Below are 24,095 nucleotides of genomic sequence, written 5' to 3'. Positions count from 1 at the left end.
TCTTTAGCGCGGTTCGCTCTTTGGAGAAAAACCATGTTTCGTCGTATCGCTATGCTTGCTTTTGCAGTGCTGCTGGGCGGTTGCCAGACCAGCCAGGTCAACCACGATTTTGACGCCAGCCGGGACTTCGGTGCCTACCGCAGTTGGGCCTGGAAAGACCCGGCGCTGCAATATCGTCCGGATGATCCGCGCATCAAGAGTGACCTCACCGAACAGCGCATCCGCCAGGCCGTGGGCGAACAACTCGACCAGCGCGGCCTGCGCCCAGCGGCGCCGGGCAGCAAGGCTGATCTGAATGTACAGGCCTACCTGATCGTCGAAGACCGCCAGCAACAAGTCACCACCAACTACGGCGGCGCCTGGGGCGGCCCATGGAACGGCTATTGGGGCGCGCCGATGTACAACGAAACGCGCAACATCACCTACAAAGTCGCCACCATCCAGATCGACCTGCTCGACGGCAAGGACGGCAAGTTGGTGTGGCGCGGTAGCGACGAACAGATGATGGCCACCTCGCCCAACCCCCAGGATCGTGATAAAGCCATCCGCACCACCGTCACCCGCGTCCTCGCCAGCTACCCTCCGCACTAGAAATACCTTCCGCCAGTCGCCAATGTGGCGACTGGCCAGCGCGCACCCGAAGCCTTGTCTACACTCCAACCCAACGACGGAGAGTAAGTGCTAAGGAGTGCCTGATGTCTCCCCGACTTGGTTCCCGGCAACGTGGTGCGATTGGCTTGATGGCGGCAGGCACCCTGGCGGTGGCCATGGTGTTTATGCTGCTGGCGGTGGACAGCGGTCGCCTCTACCTGGAAAAGCGCAGGTTGCAATTGATCGCCGACACCGCTGCGTTGGAAGCCGCCGGTCGGGGCGGCCTGTGTACGCCCACCGCCACGGCCAATGATTACGCCAAGGAAAACGCTGCGCGCAACGGCTTCACTGTGGTCGCTGGCGACAACAGTCGGGGTTTGGCTGTGACCTGCGGCACCTTGACCACCAATGCCAGCAATATCCGCGTGTTTGCCGTTGATGCGACCAAGAACGACGCCGTACGCGTCATTGCGACCCGCAGCGTCATGACGAGTCTCGCCAGCGGCCTCTGGAACCTGTTCAGTGGCGCGCCGATCGCCACCCGGACCAACTTGAGCGCCACCGCCGTGGCTGCGACTGGGCCACCGGTGGCACAACTGACGATTCGCAGCAGCCTGGCCTCTGTGAACTCGGCCAATTCCCCATTACTGAACATGGTCATCGGCAATCTGTTGGGCGGTAGCCTGTCGCTGACGGCCGCGGGCTGGAATGGCTTGCTGACGACCAACGTGAATCTGCTCAGTTATCTGGATCAATTGGCGATTGAATTGAAAGTCACGGCGGGTGACTACGACGCGCTTCTTAGCACCGCTGTCTCCGCCAGACGACTGCTCGATGCCGCCGTGACGGTCCTGCAAAAAAACGGCTCGGTCGCCACGGCGGTCATCAACGATTTGATTGCCGTGAAAGCCATCGCGCCAGATACCGAGCTTTTGAAGGTGGGAGACTTGCTGAAACTCGCCACCGGAACGCCGGCGGCCGCCTTGAATACCAGTGTTCAGTTATTTCAGTTGCTGGAAACCGTGGCGCAACTCTCCAGTAGCAAGAACGCAGTGAGCGCGGCAGCCAAGGTCAATATCCCGCTGGTCGGCACCGTTTCGATCCAGACCAAAGTCATCGAACCACCGCAGTTGTCGGCGATTGGCAATCCGGCCAAGGCCAAGGCGGGGCTTTTGAATAACCCGCCGACGGATCAGATCTTTGTGCGAACTGCCCAGGTACGTACCTTGGTCACGATTGATGCGCCGATCATCAAGGTGGTGTCGGGTGTCACGTCGATCCTTTCCGGGCTGGGGACGCCGGTGTCGAAGGTGGTCAGCGGTCTTTTGAACCTGAATATTCCAGCGGTGGTCGGCGGTGTCTTGTGCCTGGTGGCGTGCAATGTCACGGACGTCGACATCACTCAAACACTGTCCATTTATATCGAGGCGGGCAGTGCGCAAAGCTTTGTCACGGACTACAACTGCGCCACGCCTGCCACCAAGTCGTTGACGGTAAAGACCACCACCGCGCTGGCTACATTGGGCGTAGGTTATGTTGACCCGGTTGCCGCATTTTCCTCACTGGCACCGGTCACCGTGCAACCGGTCAGGCTGATCGACTTTGGCGAACGCTATTGCATTGTGCTGACGCTGATCTGCGGTCCGCGCACAGCGGGTGTAGGCGGGGGGTTGAATTTGAAGGCGCTGTCTACCGTGGCCGCGCAAACCAACCCGATGCTGTTTTTACCCGTGGCCGAAATGAACACGACGCCGACCTACAAAAAAGCACCCGGCACCGCCGATATCCTTTATAGCCTGGGGGATACATTGAAGGGGCTGCAGGTCACCTACGTACCGCCAGGCGGGAGCACACCCAACCCGGCGAACGGCACCGTTACCAATGCGCTGGCGACCATCATCAGTTCGGTGGTGGGCCTTGTGCAGAACGTGCTGTCGCCGATACTCGACCCCATTGTCAACACCTTGCTCTCGGCGTTGGGCATCAGCCTGGGCAATGCCGAAGTCGGCGCCAATCTCAGTTGCCACATGGGCCGTGCCTACCTGGTGATCTGACTCACCGGCAACTCCACACAAAACCTTGCGCCGTGCTCCCCATTGGCGACGCTCAGGCGTCCGCCCATGTTTTCCACAATGCCGTAGCTCACCGACAAGCCCAGCCCCGTGCCCACGCCAATCGGCTTGGTGGTGAAGAACGGCTCGAAGATCCGCTCCAGCAACCGAGGGTCAATACCGCCGCCATTGTCCTCCACCCAGATCTGAACATGCCCGCTGTCATGCTCGCAATGCACGGCGATCCACGGGCGGAACTCGGGAGCCTTTTCCCGTTTGCTCAACAGCGCATCACGGGCATTGACCATCAGGTTGATCAGCACTTGCTCAAGCTGGTCGATATGCCCTTTGACCTGCACCGTGAAGTCCGCAGGCGTGATGCGCAGATCCACGCCCTTGCCGCGCAGGCCTTCGCCCAGCAGCGACAGCGTGCCTTCCACTGCCTGTGAGGGGTCGAAGGGCTGTTGCTCGATTTCCGAGCGGCGCCCGAACACGCGCATGTGGTCCACCACCCGCGCTGCGCGCTGTACCTGGGTATCAATGCGCTGGAGCTTTTCGGTGAGGTAGTCGACTTGTGCATCGCCGTTGCTCAGGCGCTTGAGCACATTGACGATGGCCATGCGCATCACGTTCAGCGGCTGGTTGATCTCATGCGCCAGGCCCGTGGCCATTTCGCCGAGGGTGGCCATCTTGGCGCTTTGCGTCAGTTGCTGCTGGGAGCGGCGCACTTCGGTGTTGTCGCGACCCACTGCTTGCACCTCCACCAGCGTGCCCTGTTCGTCGAACACACCACGGTCCGACCACACCCACCAGGCATGTTCGCGGCCGGGCAATTGCAGGCTGATTTCGGCGGTGCTGACCGGGAATTCCGGGCTCAATCGGGCGATGCGTTGCACAAAGGCCTGGCGTTGTTCGTCGGACAGCCAGTGCCCCAGGTTCAGCCCCGGTAATTGCGCCGGCGGGCATTCCAGGTAGTTGGCCAGCGGTGTGTTGCCGAAGGTCAGGGTCAGGTCCGGGCGATAGCGGCAGATCATCGCCGGGGAGTCTTCGACCAGGATGCGGTAGCGCTCTTCGCTCTGTTTGATCTGTTCGGCGGCCAGGGTCGCCTCGGTGACATCCAGCCACAGACCGACGGCTTCCACCGGCAGGCCGAGGTCATCGCGCAACAGCTTGGCTTCGTCCAGCAGCCAGTGGTAATGGCCCTGTTTGTCACGCAGGCGGTAACGGCTGCGCACGCTGCCTTCGCGCAGCAACTGGCGGCTGCGCTCGAAGTACAGTTCGCGGTCTTCGGGGTGGATCAGTGAAGCCAGGCTGTCGGGGTTGCAGTCGGCCAGGGTCCAACCCAGCAGCGGCAGCAGGCTGTCGCTGAAGAAGGCCGGGAGCAGGGCGCCACTGACATAGCGCTGCACGTAGATCACCGCCGGTGAACTGGCGATCAGGTTGTCCAGGCGCGCATGGGCGGCGGCGGCTTGCAGTTGCTGGTTCTTGATGTCGCTGATGTCGAGCATGAAGCCGATCCAGCGCCGGTTATCGCCCACGCCCAGCACCTGGCCTTGAACGCGATACCACAGGGGGTTTTGTTCTGCGTCGGTGCGTTGCAGGCGTACGCTGGTCAGCAGAGGTTTGCCCAGGGCTTGCAGGTCGTTCAGGCGGCTGTTGAGCGCCTGGCGATCGGCGGGGTGGATCAGTTCAAGCCATTGGCTCTGCGGCTGGCGGGTTGGGCCGTCCTCCGGGCTGAGGCTGTGCAGCAATTGCGGGGCCAGCTGGATTTCCTGGGTGGCCGGCAGCAGTTCCCACCAGCCGGTACCGAGCAGGCCTTGCAAGGCTTCCATGCGGTCGAGCTGTTGGTGGTAGCGTTGCTCGCGCAAGCGACTCAGCAACGGGGCAGCGAGGGCTGCAGTGAGGTTCAGCCAGTCGCGATCGCTGGTGTGCTGCTGGCCGCTGTAAAAGCCGCAGAGCAACCAGGCGGCGACGCCTTGGCTGTCACGGTAAGGCACCAGGAATCCATCGGCATTGCCGAAAATGCCTTGCAGGCGCGGGTTGTCGCCGCGCCCCTGGGCCAGGCTCAACGGCATGTTGCCATTGGCGCTGTCCAGGCTGGTGCCCAGTGACTGGCCGGTCTGCCATAAGGCGGGCGCATCGTGGGCGGCGTAGCTGTTGTAGATCCGCCAGCCCTGGTTTTCTTCATCGAGCAAAGCCATGGCCACGCAGGGGATCCGCCAGCGCTGGGCCAGGCTGCGCAGGTGTTCGTTGAACACCTCGGGCAGGCGGGCCAGGCTGCACGCCCGCAACTGTTCGCTCATCTGGCAGGCGAGCTGATGGTTCTGTTCGCGGTGCTGGGCCAGTTGCCGGCCGGCCAGCAAGTCGCTGACGTCTTGCAGGTGCAGGCTCCAGCCGTCGCCCTGGGGCTCGATCCAGCCACGGGTGTGCAGGATCTGGCCGGCGCTACCCTGGAAGTCCAGGTCCAGGCTCTGGCGTTGCCAGTCGGCGGGATGGCCTTCGATGCTCAACGCGCTGCTGGCGCACAACAAATCGCGCAGCAATGGGCGAGGGTCATGTGGGGCGAGCAGTGAGCGCAGGGTTCCACTGATGCCCAGCACATGGCCCTGAGCGTCCAGTTGCAGGTGCAGTCCCTGCATGGGCGTGCCAGGAGTATCGAGTGCGGGCGCGCTGCTGCGGCCGAGCAGGCGCCCGAAAAGCTTGTCCCCCGAGGTCAAAGTTGCAGACTCGAACTGACCAACAGGTTGGCCGGCAGATTCGGCACAGTGCCGATGCCCGGTAACACCAGCGCGGGGAACACTGAATAGAGCCGGTTGGTGGGGTATTTGATGGTGACGGTCAGTTTGTTGCTGTTGTAGGTGGCGGTGACAAGGTCTTCGGAAAACCGGAAGCTGGCCGGTATCCATTTCAACTGGTTTAACGCCGTGGTTTTGGCCCGTGCAGTCACCTGCGCGTTGTAGGCCGTGCCGGCGGCTACCGGGTCCACCGCCATGGCTTGGCGCACGCCCTCCGCTGCTGCCTGATTGAACGACTGCAACATCAGCAGCGGCAGGCTATAGCTGATCAACCCATAGAACACCGCAAAAAAGATCCCGAAGACCAGGGCGAACTCAATCGCTGCTGCACCTTTTTGCTTTCTAGGGAGGCCTGTTTTCATGACTGCGTCTACCCTGACGGCTACTACTTGATATCAGCATAGAATCATTCAGAGAAAAGGGATGTTTTTTACGTGATCCATAGCGTGGTGATACTGCTCTGGCTGGGGCTCTGTGCGTTGCAGGACATGCGTCAACGGCAAATCGCCAATAGCCTGACCCTGGGGACGGCGCTGTTGGCGTTGATCTACCTGGTGTGGACGGGCACGACCTGGTTGGGGGCGCCCGCCGGGGACGGCGGCTGGGCCTTTGCCGTGGCGCTGTTGCTGACCTTGCCGGGGTACGCGCTGGGCCGCTTTGGTGCGGGGGATGTAAAGCTGCTGGGCGCGCTGGCCCTGGCGAGCAATCTGGATGTTTTGTTGTGGTCGTTGATCGGTGCCGCCGTGTTCCAGGGCGCCTGGGTGCTTATCTGTCAAAGGCTTAGCGCGCGCCGGAAGGTACAGCCTGCGGGAGCGTCAACAAAGCAGCCTTTTGCCCCCTTTGTATTGACAGGGTTTGCGCTGTACTGGCTTTGGATCCATTAGTCGCACAAGGCCTCTATTGCTATGTACATAGTCGGAAAGTAGGTCTACGTTTATTGGGTGGATGTATAGGAATCTTCGTTAAAAGGGATAGGTCAATCTTTTGGCTGGCCAGGCATGGAGTAACGCGTGAACAAGCTTACCTCGGCGGTAAAAGTGCTCGTGGTCGACGATCAGCCATTGATCGTGGAAGAGCTCTGCGAATTTCTTGAAAGCAGGGGTTACCGCTGCGTCCCTTGTGAGTCCAGCCGACACGCCTTGCAGCGCTTCAGCGAAGACGCCGAGATCGGCCTGGTGCTGTGCGACCTGCACATGCCGGACATGGACGGCATCGAGCTGGTGCAGGCCATGCAAAAGGTGGCGGGCAAGCAACGGGCGTTCGAGGCCATCATGCTCACCGGGCGGGCCGACAAACAGGACGTGATCAAGGCCCTGCGCGCGGGGATCTCGGACTACTACCAGAAGCCGATCAATCTCGATGAGTTGCTCGAAGGCCTCCAGCGCCAGGAAGCGGCATTGGAGGAGCGGCAGAAAGAGCTGCAACTGGGGCATTTGAACCAGAAGTTGCAGTACCTTTCCGAATCGATCAATGACTTGTACCAGGACCTCGACAAAGTGCGCCGTAGCCCTGGCGCCGGCTTGGCGGACGATGCCGAACTGACCGCTGAAGAAACCGGGCCGCTGGAGATACCGACCATCTTCAATCAGCTGTCACCGCGCCAGCTGGACGTTGCGCGCTTGGTGGGCAAGGGCCAGACCAACTACCAGATCGCCTGCGAGTTGGGGATCACCGAGAATACCGTCAAGCTGTACGTGTCCCAGGTGCTGCGCTTGACGCATATGCATAACCGTACCCAACTGGCACTGGCGTTGTCGCCGAGCAACTCGGCGATGCGCCAGCGGGTGACCGCCCACTGAGCGTCATTGACTCTTGCCGCCTTTGGAACCCCCACCCGACTCCGATTCAAAAAACTCTGGAATCGGATGCTTGTGACTGTCCAACCAGCGCTGCAAGGACTGCTCCCGTTCTGCGGGGGTGGCCCTTTGTGGCGTCGGCGAAGCGGCCCGCCCGTTGATCTGCAAGGCCATCCAGTTCTCGGTTTCCGCCTGCTGCGGGGACGACGGGCCGGGTTCGATGGCCAGGGCGCCCAGCGGTAGCAGCGCCAGGCCGATCAGGTAATGTGCTTTCATCGATCACTCCTTACTTGAGGGTCACCGGCAGGGCATCACGGACCGTCGCGACTTTGCGCGCCGGCGTGCGGGCACCCTTGAGTTTTTCCGCGCGGGCCTGGGCATCGGTGACCTGCTCGCGGCTCAGGCCCAGCTGGCTGACGACCTTGGCCGCTTGCCCCCAATCGTCTTGGTAGATCAACAGCGTTACCAGGTTGACGGCGGCCAGCGGATCGCCTTGCTTGAGTTCGATGGCGGTCATGAATTCAAAGCGGGCCTCTTCCATGCGCAGTTGATTGAGGTACACCACGCCCAAGTCATTCCGGATCTTTTCATCAGTCGGCGCCAGCTGCGCCGCCCGTTGCAGGTGGGCCATGGCCAGGCCATTGTCGCCCTTGGCAGCCGCCAGTTGCCCCAGGCCGTGCTCGCCTTCGGCGGTCATGCACGTACCGAGCAGGCTGCGGTACAACGGTTCTGCCTCGCTACGTCCGAGCAGGCGGTAATTGCGTGCCTTACGCTGGCGCACTTGAGGCAAGCCGTCGGGCAGGCTTTCCAGGTTGGCCAGGCTGGCGTGCAGCTTGCCTTCATTGGCCAAGTCATCGGACAGGTTGAGCGCCAACTCCTGCTCCGAACTCGGTTTGGCGCAACTGCCCGGTGAGGTCAACGCTGCCCAGGGTGATTGGCCATGGGTGGCGCAGCCGCCGAGTGTCAGCAGGGCCAGGCCTGCAATCAGAACTTTCATCAACACCTCCTCAAAAATGGGCCAATGCACGGGCGATGCCGATAAAGGCCGGACCGCCGAGCACGATCAGCAGAGCGGGGAACAGAAACACCATCATCACCACCGACATTTTTGCCGACATCTTTGAAATGTATTCCTGCAGGCGAGTCAGGCGCCGGTCGTCGAGCAATTGCTTGAGCGCTAGCAGGGACTTCATCGCGCCGCCGCCCTGCTGGATCAATTGTTGGAGGATGATGCTGGTGTCGGTGAATTCATCCACGTCCAGCAAGCGCGCGGTCTTGCCCAGTTCTTCGCCCAGCTCCAACCCGGAGTCGACCCGTGCCAGGATCAGGCGCAGCTCGTGCGTGAGTTGGGGCAGCAAGCGTTGGGCTTCGGTGCCCATGACGCGCAGCGACTGTTCAACCGCCATGCCCGACTCGAACAGGATGCGCAGCAGCGGAATGAACGTAGAAATTTCCTTGGCGATGGTCTGCTGACGATGCTTGGCGGCGGCGGCCAGCACGCGTTTAGGCAGGAGGTAGCCGATACCCAGGCCAAACACGGGCGCAATCCAGGCGGGGTGCATTTCGGGGAAAAAAATCTGTTGGCCGAGGAAGGCCAGGCTCAAGAGCACGATGGGCAAGCCGATCTGAAAGGCCGCAAACAACGAGCGTTGACTGGCCTTGCGCCAACCGATGCGGTTGAGCAGCACCTGGGTCTCGTTGTCCAGGCTGATCGAACGTTGGGCCAGCGTGCTCCCGCCGAGTTGGCGCATGAGGGTGCCGAGCTTGGCATCTGCGCCCATGCGCCCTTGCAGGCGTTCAGCCACCCGGCGATCACGCCGGCGATTTTCAAGCAACTGGCCGCCCACCAGCACCAAGGCGGCGAGCAACAACAAGGCGCACGCCAGCAGCACCATCTCAGACACTCCTCAGCATGCGCCACATGAGCAAGGTGCCGCAGATGTCCATGGCCAACGCGCTGAACAGCATGATGCGCCCCGTACTGTCGTTCCACATGGTCATCAGGTAGTCGGGATTAACCATGATGAAGTAGCCCACGATCAGGATCGGCAGCCCACCCAGCACATAGGCGGTCATGCGGGTTTCTCCGGTCATCGCCCTGAGCTGACGGGAGCCCTGTTCACGTTCGCGGATCATTTTGATCAGGTTTTCCAGCAGCTCACTGGCATTGCCGCCGTAGCGGTGGTTGACCTTCAGGCCCAGGGCGAAGAGGCGGAATTCATCCTGTTCGTAGAACTCCGCGAAGTCGCTGACCGAGTCCGGCAGGCTGACGCCCATGCGCACATTGCGCTGCACCCGACCCATGGCATCCTTGAGCGGGTCTTCAACGCTCTCGACACCGCCCAGTACCGCGTCCGCCAGGGTCCTGCCGGATTTGAGGCTGCGCACGCTGTGGTCGAGCAACTGCGGCAGTTGCTCGACCATGCGTTGCACGCGGCGTTGATAGCGCCAGCTGATGTACACCCGCAGGAACAGGGGCGGCCCGATGATCATTGCAATCAGGCCAAACCCATCGGCAAGCAGCCAGCCCAGCAGTGCGCCGATTACCCAGGCGCTCAGCCACAGGCCGAGGCGGTCCGTGGGTTTGCCCAGCCCGGCACGCTGAAACATGCGCTCAAGGCCCGTCCAGCTGGTGTTGGCTTCCTGTACTTCGGGCTGACCGTCGCCCAGACGTTCCAGCACACGGTCCGTCTGGGCCTTGCGCAGGCCGTGCTGAAACTGCCAAAGCGACAGGATGATCAGCAACAGGCAGATAAGGAGCAGCACAGGTCCGGTCATCTGGTGCTCCCTAGGATTGCAAGGCCGATTCACGGCGCAGTTTGTCGCCGGCCGGGTTAATCGCTTCACGCAGGAAACCGAAGCCGGTGCGCCGGTCCAGGCGGAACAGGGTGTTGGTGACATACACGTCTTCGCGCACGCCGACCACTTCCACCACTTCGCTGACGCAACGGCGGCCATCGGGCATGCGTGTCAGTTGGATGATCACGTCCAGCGCGGCGCAGATCATTTGGCGCAGGGTTTTTTCCGCGACCACACGACCGGTCAACCCCACCAGAGTTTCCAGGCGCAGCAGGGCATCCTGGGCATTGTTGGCGTGCACGGTGCTCATGGAACCGTCGTGGCCGGTGTTCATGGCCGTCATCACGTCGAGCACTTCCACGCCACGGATTTCCCCGAGGATGATGCGGTCCGGGCGCATCCGCAGGGCATTGCGGATCAAGTCGCTGGAGCGCACTTCACCATGGCCTTCGGCGTTGGGCGGGCGGGTTTCCAGGCGTACCACGTGCGGGTGGCCCAATTGCAGCTCGGCGACGTCTTCGATGGTCACCAGGCGCTCATGGGGGTTGATCAACTGGCTGAGGATGTTCAGCAGCGTAGTCTTGCCGGTGCCGGTGCCGCCGCTGATCAGGATATTGCAGCGCTTGCCCACGGCCTCTTGGAAGAACTCGAAAATGCTTTGGTCAATGGTCTGCATGGCCACAAGGTCGCTGCTCTTGAGCATGTCCTTGCGGAATTTCCGAATCGACAGGCACGGCCCGTCCAAGGCAATCGGCGGGATGATCGCGTTGACCCGGCTGCCGTCGGGCAAGCGCGCATCCACCATCGGCGAGGACTCATCCAGGCGTCGACCCAGCGGCGCAAGGATGCGTTGCATCACGCGCTCCACGTGGTGGTCGTCGATGAAACGCAGGTCACTTTGGTGCAGCAAGCCATCGCGCTCGATAAACACCCGATGTGGCCCGTTGACCAGGATTTCCGTCACTGAGGGGTCACGCAGCAGCACTTCCAGCGGGCCGAAACCGGTGAGTTCGTCGACGATTTCTTCGGCCAGGCGCTCCATCTCATAACGCGAGATCGCCAGGCGCATGCGCGTGATGTATTCGGAGACCTTGTCGATGACAAATTGCGCCAGGGACTGGCGCGTGCCTTCGAGCAGGTTTTTACCCGACTCCTCGATGGCGTCGATGATGTAGCGGTGCAGCACCAGCTTCAGGCCATCGTGATCGCTGTTGCCACCCGCGGCGCGGGCTGGGCCGCCAAACAGTTTTTCGCCGTTCATCGTCCCGACCCCAGGAAGCGCTCAAACCAGCGCATAGACGGTTTTGCCAAACCCTCTGAGCGTTTTGCCAGGCGCTCGCCCAAGGTGCGCACGGCTTGGGTCAAAGGTTCACGCGGGGCCAGGGCAAACAGGGTCTGGCCCTGGTTTTTCACATTCAGGCGCAGTTCGGCGCTCAGGGGCAATACAGCGATGCACTCAAGGCCGAAGCTTTTTTCCAGGGCTTCAGTGTCGGGGGCGCACGCCTTGATGTAGCGGTCCACCACCAGCTTGGCGTGATCGAGTTTCATGCCTTTTTCGCGCCAGCGGTTGAGTATCGCCAGGTTGCGGCGGCAGTCCAATACGCTCTGGTCGGTGCACCACAGCAGCTTGTCGCAGTGGCTGACAAAGGTGCGCAGCGCCTCGCTGTCGGGTTGTCCGGTAATGTTCACGACGATGTGCTGGAAGTGCTGGCGCAACGCACTGAGCAACATGAACAACTCGGCCGCACTGGTGAGTTTGAGCGGTTCGTCACCGGTGGCATAGGCCAGGATGCGTAGCCCGTCCAGGGCGGTGGTGAAGGCGCTGTTGATCAAGGTGGTATCGAGGCGACGCAAATGCCGCAACGCATCACCGAAATTGAACGTGCTTTCCAGGCCCAACAAGGCCAGGCTGTCGCTGCGTGGCAGGCCGAGGTCGAGCAACAGGGTTTGCTGGCCGCTTTTCTGAACGACCAGCGCCAGGTGGGTTGCCAGCATCGCCCCGTCGGCATTGCTTTGGGTGCCAAACAGCACGGTCAGACCGCCCAGTTGTGCATTGTTGGCGACGGTGGGCAGGCGCTTGCTCAAGCGTCGCACCAGCCCCGCCACTTCACTGGAGCGCGAGCCGTAGGCCACGAAGTCGCGGGCGCCGGCCCGCATGGCGTTGAGCACAAGCTGGTTGTCCATGCCGTCGCCCAGGGCGACCACGGCGAGCATCGGCTTGGCTTCCAGGGCGCCTTCGATCAGCGCGCTCTGGGCCACGACGTTTTCGCGGTCCAGGCCAACGAACACCAGGTTGGCGAAGGTCACGTCCACCAATGCGAGCAGTTCGTCGAGGCTGCCGGTACCGGCGCTGACGACTTGACCCAGTGGCGCCAGGGCGCCCTGCAGCCACTCCAGGTCAGTGGTGTTGCGGGTGATGGCGAGAAAGGTCTGGCTCAGGCTATCGCTCATTGTGAAAGTCCACTACGACGGTCGAAGTTGCCATTTTCCAGGAAGAACAACCGGTACCAGTTGGGGTCATAGTTGCGCAGTTTTTCGCCCGGCAAGGAGGGCAGTTGTGCGTTGGACGCCAGCGGTTGCACCAGATGCGGCGTAACGATCATCAGCAATTCTTTTTCTTCGCGGCTGATGGTGGAGTCGCGAAAAAAAGCGCCGAGGATCGGGATATCGCCCAGCCCCGGAAACTTACTGATGCTGGAGCGATTGTTGGTGCTGATCAGGCCGCTGATCACAAAGCTTTCGCCATCGGCCAGGGAGACGCTGGTGTCGGTTCGGCGGACAGTCAGGGCCGGCACCTGAATGCCTTCGATCTGCACCGCGTTGCTGTAGTCCAGCTCGCTGACTTCCGGCGCCACCTTGAGGGTGATGCGATTGCGATCAATGACGGTAGGGGTCAGGGTCAGGCGAATGCCGAACTCTTTGTACTCGATCGAGATGGTGTCGCTGCCGGCGCTGGGCACTGGGATCGGCACCTCGCCACCGGCGAGAAAGGTTGCGCTCTGGCCGCTCATGGCCACCAGGCTGGGTCGTGCCAAGGTATAGGCAAAACCGCTGCGTTCCAGCGCGTTGATCATGGCTGACACACGGCCGCCGCCAAAACCGATATTGAAGTTGGTGCTGCTGACCGCCAGGGCCTGGGTGGTGGGCGTGGGGAACAGCAAGTTAGGGCTGCCGAAAAACGCATTTTTGGCGGTGCCGAGGATCGAGGTGCTGGCCTCTTTGAGCTTGGTACGGCTGACCTCCACAAAGCGGATATCCGTCTGCACCTGGCTGGGCAATAACGGGTCTTCCGACGGCGACAGCGACAAGCTGGTCAACGCCGACGTCGCCTTGCCCTTGACGAACACCATGCTCTGGCGCGGCGCGCTGGCGCAGGCGGTCCAGACCATCAGGCTGGTGGCGCCGGACGAGACACCGGTCAGCAGGAAGTTGCGGTCACCATTGACCCGCACATCGGCGATTTTCGGGTCGCCGATGGCCAGGCGTGTGATTGCCACTGGCGATTGCAGCTCTTGTTGCAGACCTTCTCCCACCTCGACCACGGCGGGCAACTGGCCCAGGGCACTGCAATTTCCCGGGGCGGCCAGGGCCATTCCGACCGGCAGGCTCGACAGCATCAGAGCCCAGGCCATTTGCGTGAACAGGGGTGCGTAGCGATGGCTCATTCAAGGCATCCTTGCTCAATCACGGAGTTTGTGGCGCCGCCTGGGCGCCGCGAATCACTTCAATGCCACGGCGTACGCCAGGCCCAGCGGTGGTGGCTTGGGCGACGCGCTTGGGCGGGCCGGTCAGGGCCAGTTGGGTAAATTGGTAGAGGTCGCGGTTGGCGCTTTCCAGTCTCTCTGACGCGTCGCTTTCGCCGGCCCAGTAACGGCTGAGCAGTTGTTCCTCGGCGCTGCGTACGGCCAGGCGCAATACACCGGCTTGCGCCGCGAGCATCAGGCGGCTTAACAGAGGTTCCGGCACAGCCAGCACCACGGTGCGTGCGCCGGTTCGGCGTTGGGCGGCTTGTGCACGTTCCTCAGGCGTGACCGGAGGAGGAACAGCAGGTTTGCCATCATTGGCCAGACCCAACTGGTCACCGACGCTGAGCAGGCGCATGGCTGGCAGCACGATCTGCGCCGACTGCTCAGCGTTACTGACATCCTGGCGCAGGAACAGCAGCACATCCACGTAATCGCCGGGCGTCAACTGACCTGCGGCGCCGCTCACCTCATCTACCGCCACGGCCAGCGCGCGCTCGTCCGGGCGAATCATGCGTGCGAGCGGGCCACCGTTGCTGAAGCTTTCTTCGGTAAGCCAGGTGCCTGCGCCCAAAGTGCGCATGGGGATGCGGCCGATGGCTTGATCGAGCTGGGTCAGGCTGCCGGCGGGCGCGGTGCGCAGTTTTTCTACGCCCAGGTCGGCGGCGGTCAGGGGCATAAAGGCGGGCACGTCATGCACCAGGACTACCACCGGTTGGCGAGTCTGGTCTTCCACGGCAGCGACAGTGTTATCAACGGAAACGACAGGTGCTACTGGGGCTGCGACAGGCTCCGGTGCGCGGCTCAGAACGAGCCCCCAGTACCCGGCGATCAATGCCCCGACCAGCAGCAAGCCAGCCAGGACCATGCTGATGCGACTGTTCATGACGGCTCTCCCTTTCCCGTTGCACTGCACACCCGTTTAATCCGAATGGGTTAATCCGCAACCTGGCTGTAATGAACATCTAACGATTTGGCTATTTGAAGGTAGCTCAGCTAGGACGAAATGCCATTACCCCTGGAAAAATTTATCTGAACTATAAAAGCGACCTTTTAAATGGCGGGTTTGTGGCGTCAACTTTACGACTAATACTTTGTGATTAATCCGTTATTACAGTTGTGAGGCCGCGGTTTGTTGACAATGCTCTAGTGGCACGCCGAGATCATCTTGTACTAGAGCCTTCCGGCTTCCTGTGGCGTTTTAGGGAGAAGATTTATGTTCCTTGACCTTATGCTGAAGATGTATGTCCAAACCCAACTATTTCTCGGTCGCAAAGAGGGTGCTTCAGGTATCGAGTACGCGATTGTTGTAGCGTTGGTTGCGCTGGTTATTGTCGGTGCAGGCACGGGGCTTGGAGACAAGATAAAAACCATTTTCACCAACATGACTAATAACATGCCGACCGGGACCTGAGTTAGTTGTGGTAGCCGTTATGATTATTCCCTCTTGAAGGTAATGCCATGAGCGCGTCTTCACGCCAGCAAATTCTATTGGTGGACGACGAAGAGGACGCTCTTATCGAACTCGCCGAATCCCTCGAAAACGAGGGATTTGTTTGCTTTACCGCCAATTCCGTCACCTTCGCCTTGCAAGAATTGACACTTCACCCGGACATTGCGCTGGTGATTACCGATCTGCGCATGCCCGAGGAAAGCGGCATCTCCTTGATCAAGCGCCTGCGCGAGCACACCTCGCGCTCACACTTGCCGGTGATTGTGATGTCCGGCCATGCCGAAATGGATGATGTGAGCGATATGTTGCGTTTGCAGGTGCTGGATCTGTTCCGCAAGCCGATCTACCTGGTGCGGTTGATCGATACGTTGAACAACCTCTTCCCCCTTCGCAAAGTGTAGTGAGCGGGCTTGTCGAATCGTCGCACCGCCCGCTCATCACCGTTACAGCTGGTAGCTGAAACTCAACGAATACCGTGGCCGCCGATCGTAGCTATCCAATGCCACGTCCGACATCGGCTTGGCGACTTCCAACGCGATGTTGTAGTACTTGGCGTCCCCAAAACGCAGCCCCAGCGCCGCCGATGACAGGTCGCTGCCTCTGACCGGCACGTCGTTGAACCAGGTCTTGGCACGGTCGAACACCACATAGGGTTGCAGGATCCTCACCCAGTCGCCGGCGCGGTTGTAGCTGTAGTTGACCTCGTAGGCCAGGCCCCAGCCCTTGTCGCCGGTGCCCTGGTCATCCGGGTAGCCGCGGCCGAAGCTTTGCCCGCCGAAGGTGGCGCGTTCGCTGTCGGGCAAGAAATCGTTGCTCCAGTAGAGCGCGCCAGATAGTACGCCTTGCCAGTTATCGAACAGCTTGTTGCTCTGCACGCCGGACAGGCGCAAGCGAAAGAAATCGAGGTCCTGCTTGAGGCCGCCGAAATCCGTGCGGGCCTTGGCGCCCAGGCCATTGATCCCTTGGTAGATGCCACCGCTGATGATGCGCAATTGCGTGGTGTCGGCCTTGCGCCAGTCACCTTCGAATGCCAGGGCGCGCAGGTCTGTTTCCAGCTCAAAGCGCTGGGGGAAACCTTCGAGTTTGTAGCGGTTGGTCTGGTCGACGGCGTAGAGCCGCGTGCCCAGGCTCAACGACTCAGTGGGCGAAGCGATGAAGGGGTGACTCAGACCAATGGAGTAACGGTCGATTTCCTGGTGTGGCTTGAGTTCGAGGCCGTCACCCAATTGCACGCCGGTCTTGGGGTCGGCGCGGTAGCGTTCGCCCGAGAGCGCAAGTTGGGTGCCCTCGGCGTTGATGAATTGGCTGTAGCTTGCGCGGTAGTAATGCTCTTTGTCTTCGCCCGGTGGGAACAGGCCGCTGACGCTCAGTTGTTCGCCCATGGACGTCCACGAGTTACTGGTGGCGGTCAGCAGCGCTTGGGTGCCGCCGCGGTTGGCTTCATTGAGGCTCATGCTGGTGGTAAAGGGTTTGCGGCTGGCAGTGACCTGCATATGCGCGCCGCCATCGGTGGTGTTGGGTGGCGGCACCAGGGCTTGCACGGTGAGGCCAGGGATGGCGCTCATCAACGTGGTGTAGCGTTCGAAGGTTTTGCGTGTGAGCGGGCGCTCAGCCTTGAGTTTTTCCGCCAGCTTGTCGATGTAGGACGAGACCGAACCGGTGTCGCCTTGCACTTGGTAATCGCGGATATAACCCTCCACCAACACCACTTGTACCAAGCCGCCTTCGAAGCGTTGCTCCGGCAGGTAGGCGTAGGACAGCAGGTAACCGTCCTCTTGGTAGCGGCGGGTAATGCTGCGGGTGGCTTCGATCAGTTGCGCCAGGTTGGTTTCATGGCCAATCAGCGGCTCGAAAACCTGGGCGACTTCCTTGAGCGGGTACACCGTGCCGCCGTCAATCTGCAGTTTGCGGATGGTCACTTTGGTGTCCATCAGCAGCGGTTGCCCGGCGGTCGCGGCGGGCACTGGCACCTGGGTGGGCGTGGCGGCCGGACGGTAGGCATCGGCAGGCAGGTTGGGCACGGGCAGGTTGCGGATGGTGTCGTTGCTGTTGAGGAAGCTGGGTAGGGTGTCGGCGTGGACGTAAGCACTGAGGGTGAGCAACAACAACGGCGTCAAAGCGCGCATAGGACACTCCATGGTCAAAATTGCTGCAGCGTTTCGCAGATTCCCGCCGGGCTCTGGGGGCGCGGTTCGGGGACTTTCCGGGATCGATCACTGACCCATAAAAAAAGACGAGAGACTTAGTGGGTCTCTCGTCTCAACCAAGCGTAGGCGCTGTAGGTGAGGCCGTCTAATCGGCCAGGTGCAATTCTATTTTTTGCCGGTCAGGCCACCCAACAGCCCGCCCAGGACACCACCATTTGCACTGGCGCCTGCCCCGCCGCCCGCCGAGGCGCCGGCACCCACATTGAGGCCACCACCCAGCAAGCCGCCGCCGGTATTGGTGCCACCGGTGACCAGGCCGCCAATGGACGCCACGGTGCCACCCACTGCGGTCACGGTGCCACCCAGGGCATTGGTGACCGGGTTGGCGTTGGTGCCGCTGATTGTGCCGCCCAGGTTGCTGACGGCACCGCCGACATTCGTGACCAGGCCGTTGACCGGGCCACCCAGGCCGGTGGCATTGCCGACGTTTTGGGTCAGGCTCTGCACGCCGCTGGTGACGGGGTTGAGTGCGTTGCCGATCGGGCCGGTCAGCCCGGCTACCGGTGCGCCTGCCGCGGTGTTCGGTGTGCCGCTGCCACCCAGGAGAGTGCCCAGCGAGGCCACGGTGGTGCCGGCTTTGACGCCGGTCACGCCGGTCGCACTGACCACGCCATTGGTGCTGCCCGCATCCAGGCCGCTGCCGGCGCCCGCGATGATGCCGCCGATGAGTTCAGGCAGGCCCAGCGGGTTGGTGCCGCCGCCGGTACCACCGCCGCTGCCGCCACCATTGCTACCTGCATCCGGGTCGACATAACCACTGGCCTTGCCGACCACGGTGCCGACACCATTGAGCACGTCGCCCACGGCGCCGGTCACAGGGTTGCCGGTGCCGCCTGCGCCAGCGACTTTATCGCCGAGGCCGTCGACGGTCTCGCCGACTTTCTGTAGCAGACCACCCACAGGCGCATCGAGGCCTGTGGCGGTGCCGACTTTGCCGGTGGTGTTTTCCACCAGGGAAACCACCGGCACCAAGACTTTTGCGCCTACGGTGTTGGTCACCGAACCCAGTGGGCCGGTGGTGCTGGCGGTGCTGAGGGTGTCGCCGAGCATGGTCACGGCATTGCCGACCTTGCCCACCACGTTGCCGACTGCCGGTGCGGCGCCGCCGACCACAGGCACGTTGCCCAGCAGGGTGGCCACGTTAGTACCGGTGACGGTCACGCCATCGCCCAGGTCGGAAACGCCGTTGGCCACGCCAGCAACGGTTTTGCCCAGTGCGTTGCTGTCAGTGCCCAGCGAACCCAGGCCGTCTGAAAGGCCGGTGCCGATGCTGCCGACGGCGGTGCCGGTAGCGGTCACCAGGCCGCCAGCGGTCGCACCCACGATCGGCAAACTGCCCAGGGTGGTGCCCAGGCTGCTGACGGTGCCGCCGAGGCCGGTCACGGTATTACCGACGGTGTCGACGACAGTCGCGGTGACTAATGGCGTCGTGCCGCCGCCGGGGTTGGTGCCTGGATCGGTGCCAGGGTCTGTGCCCCCACCGGTACCGCCGCCACCTGTACCGCCACCCGCGCCAGCGCCAGCATCGGAGGAACCACCACTGTGATGTCCACCACCACCGCTGCTGCAGCCGCCGAGTGCCAGTGCTACTGCCAGGGCCAGCGCGGTACTTGCTTTCCAAAACACGACTTGAGTTTTCATGATTGAGTTCCTTGCACCTGTACAACCTTGGTTGTCTTCAAACACTCACTACTTCTCGGGGTAGCGATGTGTTTGTCCGTATGGCTATAACAGCCCCGGCGGTGCGATCTCTCAATGCTCAACTTGGTATTAACGATTTATATACTGGCGTTTAATCTGCGCTTAGCGACTAATACCAAGGGTGTAAGAGTGAGATGTATCTGGATGTAAATATTATATAAATCAAAACGTTGAATAAAAAAGCGGACCTTGAAAAGTCCGCTATTACTAAGGGTGTATATATACAATTAATCAGTTTATTTCAGGCGATCGGCTGCCACTTGCCTACCATGTGTTCAATATCGCCCGCGCCTTTCAACCACAACTCACCGCTGGAACCGGCGGCGCTGGCCAATAACGTCACTTCACCGGGCAGGCGCACGGGTTTTTTGAATTCGACGCTGATCTCGATATTGGCGGTGGGCAAGTGTTCGCCAAGGGCGGCGAGCGTGTGTGCCTTGTTCCACAGCCCGTGGGCGATGGCCTGTGGGAAACCGAACAGCTTGGCGGTCAGGGCGCTGAGGTGGATCGGGTTGTAATCGCCGGAGACGCGCGCATAGCGGCGGCCGATATCGGCGGGGGCTTTCCAGCGGGTCAGTTCGCTGACCTGGGTGGGGGAGGGTTGGGCGTCATCTTCTGGTTCGCCTTCCAGCTTTACACCCCGGCACAGCATGCGGCTTTCGGCTTCCCACAGCAGGCCGAGTGAATCTTCGACGGTGGTGATCAGATCGAAGGTTGCGCCTTTGGGATGGGGCCTGAGGTTCTGCGTGTGGACAGCGACGGACAGCTCACTCACCCCCCCGAGCGGGCGATGAATGTGGATGCGGTTACTCAGGTGAATCAACCCCAGCAGGGGAAAGGGAAAACGGTTGTCGGTGAGTAGCTGCATTTGCAACCCGAACGCCAGGACATGGGGATAAGTCGCTGGCAGTATCGGGCTCTGCGCAAAACCACAGACCTTGCGATACGCAGCCACTTGCGTGGGATTGACGCTCACCCGGCAGCGCAACCCCAACTCGGGCAGCGTGTTGCCGGTGATCTTGCGCTTGAGCGCCGCGCGCCAATACAGCGGCGGCAGGAATGGCGTAGTGCCTAGCGTCGTCCATTGCATGTTTATGCTCCCAAGAGGCTTTGCCCACACACCCGCAGCGCTTGCCCGCTGACCGCACCGGAACCCGGTTGACCCAGCCACGCCACTGCTTCGGCGACATCCTGCGGCAGGCCGCCCTGGCCCAGCGAACTCATGCGACGCCCGGCCTCACGCAAGGCAAACGGAATATGCGCAGTCATCTGGGTTTCGATAAATCCGGGCGCTACGGCGTTGATACTGATGCCGCGCTCCTTGAGCTGCGGTGCCCACGCTTGTGCGAGGCCGATCAGCCCGGCCTTGCTCGCGGCATAGTTGGTCTGCCCACGGTTACCAGCGATGCCGCTGATGGAGGCCAGCAACACCACGCGGGCGTTGTCACGCAGGGTGCCGCTGTCGAGCAATGCCTTGGTCAGCACCTGTGGCGCATTGAGGTTGACCGCCAGCACCGCATCCCAATATTCCGGGGTCATGTTGGCCAGGGTTTTGTCACGGGTGATGCCGGCGTTGTGCACCAGAATGTCGAGGCCATCGGGCAGGTGTTCGATCAATTGGCTGGCGGCGTCTTCAGCGCAGATATCCAGCGCGACCGTGCGTGCTCCCAGGCGCGCCGCCAGGGCTTCGAGGTCGGCCTTGGCTTGGGGCACGTCGAGCAGAATCACCTCGGCGCCGTCGCGGGCCAGGGTTTCGGCGATGGAGGCACCGATGCCTCGGGCAGCACCGGTGACCAGCGCCTTGCGCCCGGCCAGGGGCCGTGTCCAATCCTCGACGGGGGTGGCGCACGCTTCCAGGCGAATGACTTGGCCGGAGATATACGCGCTTTTGGGCGAGAGGAAAAAGCGCAACGCACCTTCCAATTGGTCCTCGGCACCGTCACCCACATAGAGCAATTGCAAGACGCCGCCGTTGCGCAGCTCCTTGGCCAGCGAACGGCTGAAGCCTTCCAGGGCGCGCTGGGCACTGGCGGCGAAGGGATCGCTGAGGCTTTCTGGCGCGCGGCCAAGGATCACCAGGTGCGCGCTGTTATCCAGGTTTTTCAGCAGCGGCTGGAAGAATTCGCGCAGCTGTTTGAGTTGATCGGTGTGTTGCAACTCGCTGGCGTCGAACACCACGGCCTTGAGCTTGGGACCGTGGCCGGGGATCCACGTCGATGTCTCGGTGCCGTAGGTATAAATTGCGTCGGTAAGTTTGTGGGCAAACGCCTGTACGTTGCTCGTTAGCGCGCCGCCGCCCAGCAGCAAAGCACCTTCCACCGGACGCAGGCGCCCGGCTTGCCAGCGTTCCAGGCGTACCGGTGACGGCAGGCCAAGGGCGGCGACCAGGCGATGGCCGAGGCCTGAGTTGGCGAAGTCGATATAACGGTCAGACATGGAACGCTCTCCGAAGGCTGGGGTTCAAAGGGTTGACCACCCCTGGGTGGCAGTCGTTCGATCAGCCTAGGCTAGGCTTGATGATTACACCCACAACTATCAGGGAGCTTTCCATGACTCAATTGCGCCGTGTGGCGATCATCGGCGGTAACCGCATTCCGTTTGCCCGCTCCAATGGCCCTTACGCCACGGCGAGCAACCAGGCGATGCTGACCGCTGCCCTGGAAGGCTTGATCGAACGCTACAACCTGCACGGCCTGCGCATGGGCGAGGTGGCCGCTGGCGCGGTGCTCAAGCATTCGCGCGACTTCAACCTGACCCGCGAGTGCGTGCTCGGTTCGCGGCTGTCGCCGCAAACCCCGGCCTATGATATTCAGCAGGCCTGCGGCACCGGTCTGGAAGCGGCGTTGCTGGTGGCCAACAAGATCGCCCTGGGCCAGATTGAGTGCGGGATTGCCGGCGGGGTGGACACCACGTCCGATGCGCCCATCGGGGTGAATGAGGGCCTGCGCAAGATCCTCCTACAAGCCAACCGCAGCAAATCCATGACGGATAAATTAAAAGTCCTGTTACAACTTCGTCCTCATCACCTCAAGCCGGAACTGCCACGCAATGGCGAACCCCGCACCGGTCTGTCCATGGGCCAGCACTGCGAATTGATGGCGCAGACCTGGCAGATCCCCCGCGCCGAGCAGGACCAACTCGCCCTGGAAAGCCACCAGAAAATGGCCGCCGCCTACGCCGAAGGCTGGCACAACGATTTGCTCACCCCGTTTCTGGGCCTGACCCGCGACAACAACCTGCGCCCCGACCTGACCCTGGAAAAACTCGCGACTCTCAAGCCCGCCTTCGAACGCAGCGAAAAAGGCACGCTCACCGCCGGCAACTCCACGCCGCTTACCGATGGCGCCTCGCTGGTGCTCTTGGGCAGTGAAGCCTGGGCTAAAGAGCGCGGTTTGCCGATCCTCGCGTACTTGCGTGATGGCGAAGCGGCGGCCGTGGATTTCGTCAACGGTGCCGAAGGCCTGCTGATGGCGCCGGTGTATGCGGTGCCGCGCATGCTGGCGAGGAATGGTCTGACGCTGCAGGACTTCGATTACTACGAGATCCACGAAGCGTTCGCTGCTCAAGTGTTGTGCACGCTCAAGGCCTGGGAAGACGCGGACTACTGCAAGACGCGCCTGGGACTTGACGCCCCCCTGGGCACCATCGACCGCAGCCGGCTCAATGTAAAGGGCAGCTCCCTGGCCGCCGGGCACCCGTTTGCCGCCACGGGTGGACGTATCGTCGCCAATCTGGCCAAGTTATTGGATGCGGCGGGCAGGGGCCGCGGGCTGATATCCATCTGTGCGGCAGGCGGGCAGGGCGTTACGGCGATCATTGAACGCTGAAACTGGCCTATGGGTTGCATTCTTAAGTGATCAACGGTCGGTAGCCCCTCCCACCGACGCGCTGATTGCCGTATAACGAGTGCCATACGCGTATTTGGTAATAAAGGACCCACAATAAAAGCTGATGAAGACTCCTAAACGCATTGAACCCCTGATCGAAGACGGTCTGGTCGACGAAGTGCTGCGCCCACTCATGAGTGGTAAAGAAGCAGCTGTTTATGTGGTGCGCTGCGGCAACGAATTGCGTTGCGCCAAGGTTTACAAGGAGGCGAACAAACGAAGTTTTCGTCAGGCATCCGAATACCAGGAAGGCCGTAAGGTCCGTAACAGCCGGCAGGCCCGGGCCATGGCCAAGGGCTCCAAGTTCGGCAAGAAAGAAACCGAAGATGCCTGGCAGAACGCCGAAGTGGCGGCGCTGTTCCGCCTGGCCGGTGCGGGCGTTCGCGTGCCCCAGCCGTTCGACTTCCTCGAAGGCGTGCTGCTGATGGAACTGGTGGCCGACGAGTACGGCGATGCGGCGCCGCGTCTGAACGACGTAACGCTGGAGCCGGACCAGGCGCGCGAATACCACGCCTTCCTGATTTCCCAGATTGTGTTGATGCTGTGTACCGGCCTGGTGCACGGTGACCTGTCCGAGTTCAACGTGCTGCTCACGCCGACCGGCCCGGTGATCATCGACCTGCCCCAGGCGGTGGATGCGGCGGGCAACAACCACGCCTTCAGCATGCTGGAGCGCGATGTGGGCAACATGGCGTCCTACTTCGGGCGCTTTGCCCCGGAGCTGAAGAAGACCAAGTACGCCAAGGAAATGTGGGCGCTGTACGAAGCCGGCACCCTGCACCCGGCCAGTGTCTTGACCGGTGAGTTTGACGAACCGGAAGAACTGGCGGATGTCGGCGGCGTGATCCGCGAGATCGAAGCGGCGCGGTTGGACGAGGAGCGTCGCCAGGCGATTCGGGCGGCGGATGATGCGCCACCGAGCAAGGTGCCGGACGAGCCACCGCCACCGCCTTGGATGCAATGATCTCCAGATACATGGAGATCTAAAAATGTGGGAGCGGGCTTGCTCGCGAATGCGGTGGATCAGTCAGCAAATGTATCGACTCTCACCCCGCATTCGCGAGCAAGCCCG

22 protein-coding genes are annotated in these 24,095 nt (G+C 61.7%); 8 read left to right on the top strand and 14 right to left on the bottom strand.

Annotation, left to right across the window (positions count from 1 at the left end):
- Positions 1 to 33 precede the first annotated feature (33 nt).
- Both HX812_RS13315 and HX812_RS13310 read left to right on the top strand, forming a co-directional pair.
- The gene (locus tag HX812_RS13315) at positions 34 to 591 is read left to right on the top strand and encodes a DUF4136 domain-containing protein (protein WP_038843769.1); all 558 of its coding nucleotides are present in this window, start codon (positions 34 to 36) and stop codon (positions 589 to 591) included.
- Between the two features lie 104 nt (positions 592 to 695).
- Entirely contained in the window at positions 696 to 2,645 is a 1,950-nt protein-coding gene (locus HX812_RS13310; protein ID WP_038843767.1) for a pilus assembly protein TadG-related protein, read from the top strand.
- Here HX812_RS13310 and HX812_RS13305 read toward each other — a convergent pair.
- Together HX812_RS13305 and HX812_RS13300 are read right to left on the bottom strand one after the other, a co-directional pair.
- Positions 2,630 to 5,359: a PAS domain-containing sensor histidine kinase gene (locus HX812_RS13305; RefSeq protein WP_038843765.1), complete on the bottom strand. Its 2,730-nt coding sequence runs from the start codon at positions 5,357 to 5,359 to the stop codon at positions 2,630 to 2,632. The two genes, HX812_RS13310 and HX812_RS13305, sit on opposite strands and share 16 nt — an antisense overlap.
- The gene (locus HX812_RS13300) at positions 5,356 to 5,799 is read right to left on the bottom strand and encodes a TadE/TadG family type IV pilus assembly protein (RefSeq protein ID WP_038843763.1); all 444 of its coding nucleotides are present in this window, start codon (positions 5,797 to 5,799) and stop codon (positions 5,356 to 5,358) included. Before HX812_RS13300 ends, HX812_RS13305 begins: the two co-directional genes overlap by 4 nt.
- Positions 5,800 to 5,871: 72 nt before the next feature.
- On the opposite strand from HX812_RS13300, the gene HX812_RS13295 reads away from it, so the two are divergent.
- Positions 5,872 to 6,321: a prepilin peptidase gene (locus HX812_RS13295; protein ID WP_038843761.1), complete on the top strand. Its 450-nt coding sequence runs from the start codon at positions 5,872 to 5,874 to the stop codon at positions 6,319 to 6,321.
- A 126-nt stretch (positions 6,322 to 6,447) separates the two neighbouring features.
- On the top strand, positions 6,448 to 7,236 hold the full coding sequence (locus tag HX812_RS13290; protein ID WP_038843760.1) for a response regulator transcription factor: 789 nt from the start codon (positions 6,448 to 6,450) through the stop codon (positions 7,234 to 7,236).
- A gap of 3 nt (positions 7,237 to 7,239) precedes the next feature.
- On the opposite strand, the gene HX812_RS13285 is transcribed toward HX812_RS13290, so the two are convergent.
- Genes HX812_RS13285 through cpaB form a run of 8 tightly spaced genes read right to left on the bottom strand, consistent with a single transcriptional unit; the run spans position 7,240 to position 14,661 of the window.
- Positions 7,240 to 7,509, bottom strand: coding sequence for a DUF3613 domain-containing protein (locus HX812_RS13285; RefSeq protein ID WP_038843759.1), 270 nt, complete (start codon positions 7,507 to 7,509; stop codon positions 7,240 to 7,242).
- Positions 7,510 to 7,519: 10 nt separating this feature from the next.
- Complete coding sequence (locus tag HX812_RS13280) at positions 7,520 to 8,230, bottom strand: tetratricopeptide repeat protein (protein ID WP_038843758.1); 711 nt, start codon at positions 8,228 to 8,230, stop codon at positions 7,520 to 7,522.
- Positions 8,231 to 8,240: 10 nt separating this feature from the next.
- The gene (locus HX812_RS13275; protein ID WP_038843757.1) at positions 8,241 to 9,128 is read right to left on the bottom strand and encodes a type II secretion system F family protein; all 888 of its coding nucleotides are present in this window, start codon (positions 9,126 to 9,128) and stop codon (positions 8,241 to 8,243) included.
- A 1-nt stretch (position 9,129) separates the two neighbouring features.
- The gene (locus tag HX812_RS13270; protein WP_038843755.1) at positions 9,130 to 10,011 is read right to left on the bottom strand and encodes a type II secretion system F family protein; all 882 of its coding nucleotides are present in this window, start codon (positions 10,009 to 10,011) and stop codon (positions 9,130 to 9,132) included.
- A 10-nt stretch (positions 10,012 to 10,021) separates the two neighbouring features.
- Entirely contained in the window at positions 10,022 to 11,293 is a 1,272-nt protein-coding gene (locus tag HX812_RS13265; protein ID WP_016977022.1) for a CpaF family protein, read from the bottom strand.
- Positions 11,290 to 12,483 (bottom strand): pilus assembly protein, encoded by a 1,194-nt coding sequence (locus tag HX812_RS13260; RefSeq protein WP_038843752.1) that lies wholly within the window; start codon positions 12,481 to 12,483, stop codon positions 11,290 to 11,292. Before HX812_RS13260 ends, HX812_RS13265 begins: the two co-directional genes overlap by 4 nt.
- Complete coding sequence (locus HX812_RS13255; RefSeq protein WP_038843750.1) at positions 12,480 to 13,697, bottom strand: type II and III secretion system protein family protein; 1,218 nt, start codon at positions 13,695 to 13,697, stop codon at positions 12,480 to 12,482. The genes HX812_RS13260 and HX812_RS13255 overlap by 4 nt, the downstream gene beginning before the upstream one ends.
- A gap of 19 nt (positions 13,698 to 13,716) precedes the next feature.
- Complete coding sequence (gene cpaB / locus HX812_RS13250) at positions 13,717 to 14,661, bottom strand: Flp pilus assembly protein CpaB (protein ID WP_038843748.1); 945 nt, start codon at positions 14,659 to 14,661, stop codon at positions 13,717 to 13,719.
- 330 nt (positions 14,662 to 14,991) lie between these two features.
- On the opposite strand from cpaB, the gene HX812_RS13245 reads away from it, so the two are divergent.
- Entirely contained in the window at positions 14,992 to 15,189 is a 198-nt protein-coding gene (locus HX812_RS13245) for a Flp family type IVb pilin (protein ID WP_038843746.1), read from the top strand.
- A gap of 47 nt (positions 15,190 to 15,236) precedes the next feature.
- A complete protein-coding gene (locus HX812_RS13240) occupies positions 15,237 to 15,629 on the top strand; it encodes a response regulator (protein WP_038843744.1) in 393 nt (130 codons plus the stop codon).
- Positions 15,630 to 15,671: 42 nt separating this feature from the next.
- Here the strand turns inward: HX812_RS13240 and HX812_RS13235 are convergent, their stop codons facing one another.
- The 4 genes from HX812_RS13235 to HX812_RS13220 form a co-directional block, all read right to left on the bottom strand.
- The gene (locus HX812_RS13235; RefSeq protein ID WP_038843742.1) at positions 15,672 to 17,354 is read right to left on the bottom strand and encodes a ShlB/FhaC/HecB family hemolysin secretion/activation protein; all 1,683 of its coding nucleotides are present in this window, start codon (positions 17,352 to 17,354) and stop codon (positions 15,672 to 15,674) included.
- Between the two features lie 186 nt (positions 17,355 to 17,540).
- On the bottom strand, positions 17,541 to 19,076 hold the full coding sequence (locus HX812_RS13230) for a collagen-like triple helix repeat-containing protein (RefSeq protein ID WP_038843740.1): 1,536 nt from the start codon (positions 19,074 to 19,076) through the stop codon (positions 17,541 to 17,543).
- A 301-nt stretch (positions 19,077 to 19,377) separates the two neighbouring features.
- The gene (locus HX812_RS13225; RefSeq protein WP_038843738.1) at positions 19,378 to 20,226 is read right to left on the bottom strand and encodes a MaoC family dehydratase; all 849 of its coding nucleotides are present in this window, start codon (positions 20,224 to 20,226) and stop codon (positions 19,378 to 19,380) included.
- A 2-nt stretch (positions 20,227 to 20,228) separates the two neighbouring features.
- The gene (locus HX812_RS13220) at positions 20,229 to 21,572 is read right to left on the bottom strand and encodes a 3-oxoacyl-ACP reductase (protein ID WP_038843737.1); all 1,344 of its coding nucleotides are present in this window, start codon (positions 21,570 to 21,572) and stop codon (positions 20,229 to 20,231) included.
- A 113-nt stretch (positions 21,573 to 21,685) separates the two neighbouring features.
- Here HX812_RS13220 and HX812_RS13215 point away from each other — a divergent pair, with 113 nt between their 5' ends.
- Together HX812_RS13215 and HX812_RS13210 are read left to right on the top strand one after the other, a co-directional pair.
- The gene (locus HX812_RS13215; RefSeq protein WP_038843736.1) at positions 21,686 to 22,963 is read left to right on the top strand and encodes an acetyl-CoA C-acetyltransferase; all 1,278 of its coding nucleotides are present in this window, start codon (positions 21,686 to 21,688) and stop codon (positions 22,961 to 22,963) included.
- A gap of 124 nt (positions 22,964 to 23,087) precedes the next feature.
- A complete protein-coding gene (locus tag HX812_RS13210; RefSeq protein ID WP_016977033.1) occupies positions 23,088 to 23,987 on the top strand; it encodes a PA4780 family RIO1-like protein kinase in 900 nt (299 codons plus the stop codon).
- The last annotated feature ends 108 nt before the right edge of the window (positions 23,988 to 24,095 follow it).

It is taken from the genome of Pseudomonas sp. IPO3749, from assembly GCF_013386605.1.
In the GTDB taxonomy this organism is placed as follows: domain Bacteria; phylum Pseudomonadota; class Gammaproteobacteria; order Pseudomonadales; family Pseudomonadaceae; genus Aquipseudomonas; species Aquipseudomonas azotoformans_A.
This window is presented reverse-complemented; position numbering and strand designations above follow the sequence as displayed.

Coding starts and splice junctions, on each gene's coding strand:
- HX812_RS13315 (WP_038843769.1), top strand. CDS start 34: ATGTTTCGTCGTATCGCTATGCTTGCTTTTGCAGTGCTGCTGGGCGGT.
- HX812_RS13310 (WP_038843767.1), top strand. CDS start 696: ATGTCTCCCCGACTTGGTTCCCGGCAACGTGGTGCGATTGGCTTGATG.
- HX812_RS13300 (WP_038843763.1), bottom strand. CDS start 5,799: ATGAAAACAGGCCTCCCTAGAAAGCAAAAAGGTGCAGCAGCGATTGAG.
- HX812_RS13285 (WP_038843759.1), bottom strand. CDS start 7,509: ATGAAAGCACATTACCTGATCGGCCTGGCGCTGCTACCGCTGGGCGCC.
- HX812_RS13280 (WP_038843758.1), bottom strand. CDS start 8,230: ATGAAAGTTCTGATTGCAGGCCTGGCCCTGCTGACACTCGGCGGCTGC.
- HX812_RS13275 (WP_038843757.1), bottom strand. CDS start 9,128: ATGGTGCTGCTGGCGTGCGCCTTGTTGTTGCTCGCCGCCTTGGTGCTG.
- HX812_RS13270 (WP_038843755.1), bottom strand. CDS start 10,011: ATGACCGGACCTGTGCTGCTCCTTATCTGCCTGTTGCTGATCATCCTG.
- HX812_RS13265 (WP_016977022.1), bottom strand. CDS start 11,293: ATGAACGGCGAAAAACTGTTTGGCGGCCCAGCCCGCGCCGCGGGTGGC.
- HX812_RS13260 (WP_038843752.1), bottom strand. CDS start 12,483: ATGAGCGATAGCCTGAGCCAGACCTTTCTCGCCATCACCCGCAACACC.
- HX812_RS13255 (WP_038843750.1), bottom strand. CDS start 13,697: ATGAGCCATCGCTACGCACCCCTGTTCACGCAAATGGCCTGGGCTCTG.
- cpaB (WP_038843748.1), bottom strand. CDS start 14,661: ATGAACAGTCGCATCAGCATGGTCCTGGCTGGCTTGCTGCTGGTCGGG.
- HX812_RS13245 (WP_038843746.1), top strand. CDS start 14,992: ATGTTCCTTGACCTTATGCTGAAGATGTATGTCCAAACCCAACTATTT.
- HX812_RS13240 (WP_038843744.1), top strand. CDS start 15,237: ATGAGCGCGTCTTCACGCCAGCAAATTCTATTGGTGGACGACGAAGAG.
- HX812_RS13235 (WP_038843742.1), bottom strand. CDS start 17,354: ATGCGCGCTTTGACGCCGTTGTTGTTGCTCACCCTCAGTGCTTACGTC.
- HX812_RS13230 (WP_038843740.1), bottom strand. CDS start 19,076: ATGAAAACTCAAGTCGTGTTTTGGAAAGCAAGTACCGCGCTGGCCCTG.
- HX812_RS13225 (WP_038843738.1), bottom strand. CDS start 20,226: ATGCAATGGACGACGCTAGGCACTACGCCATTCCTGCCGCCGCTGTAT.
- HX812_RS13220 (WP_038843737.1), bottom strand. CDS start 21,572: ATGTCTGACCGTTATATCGACTTCGCCAACTCAGGCCTCGGCCATCGC.
- HX812_RS13215 (WP_038843736.1), top strand. CDS start 21,686: ATGACTCAATTGCGCCGTGTGGCGATCATCGGCGGTAACCGCATTCCG.
- HX812_RS13210 (WP_016977033.1), top strand. CDS start 23,088: ATGAAGACTCCTAAACGCATTGAACCCCTGATCGAAGACGGTCTGGTC.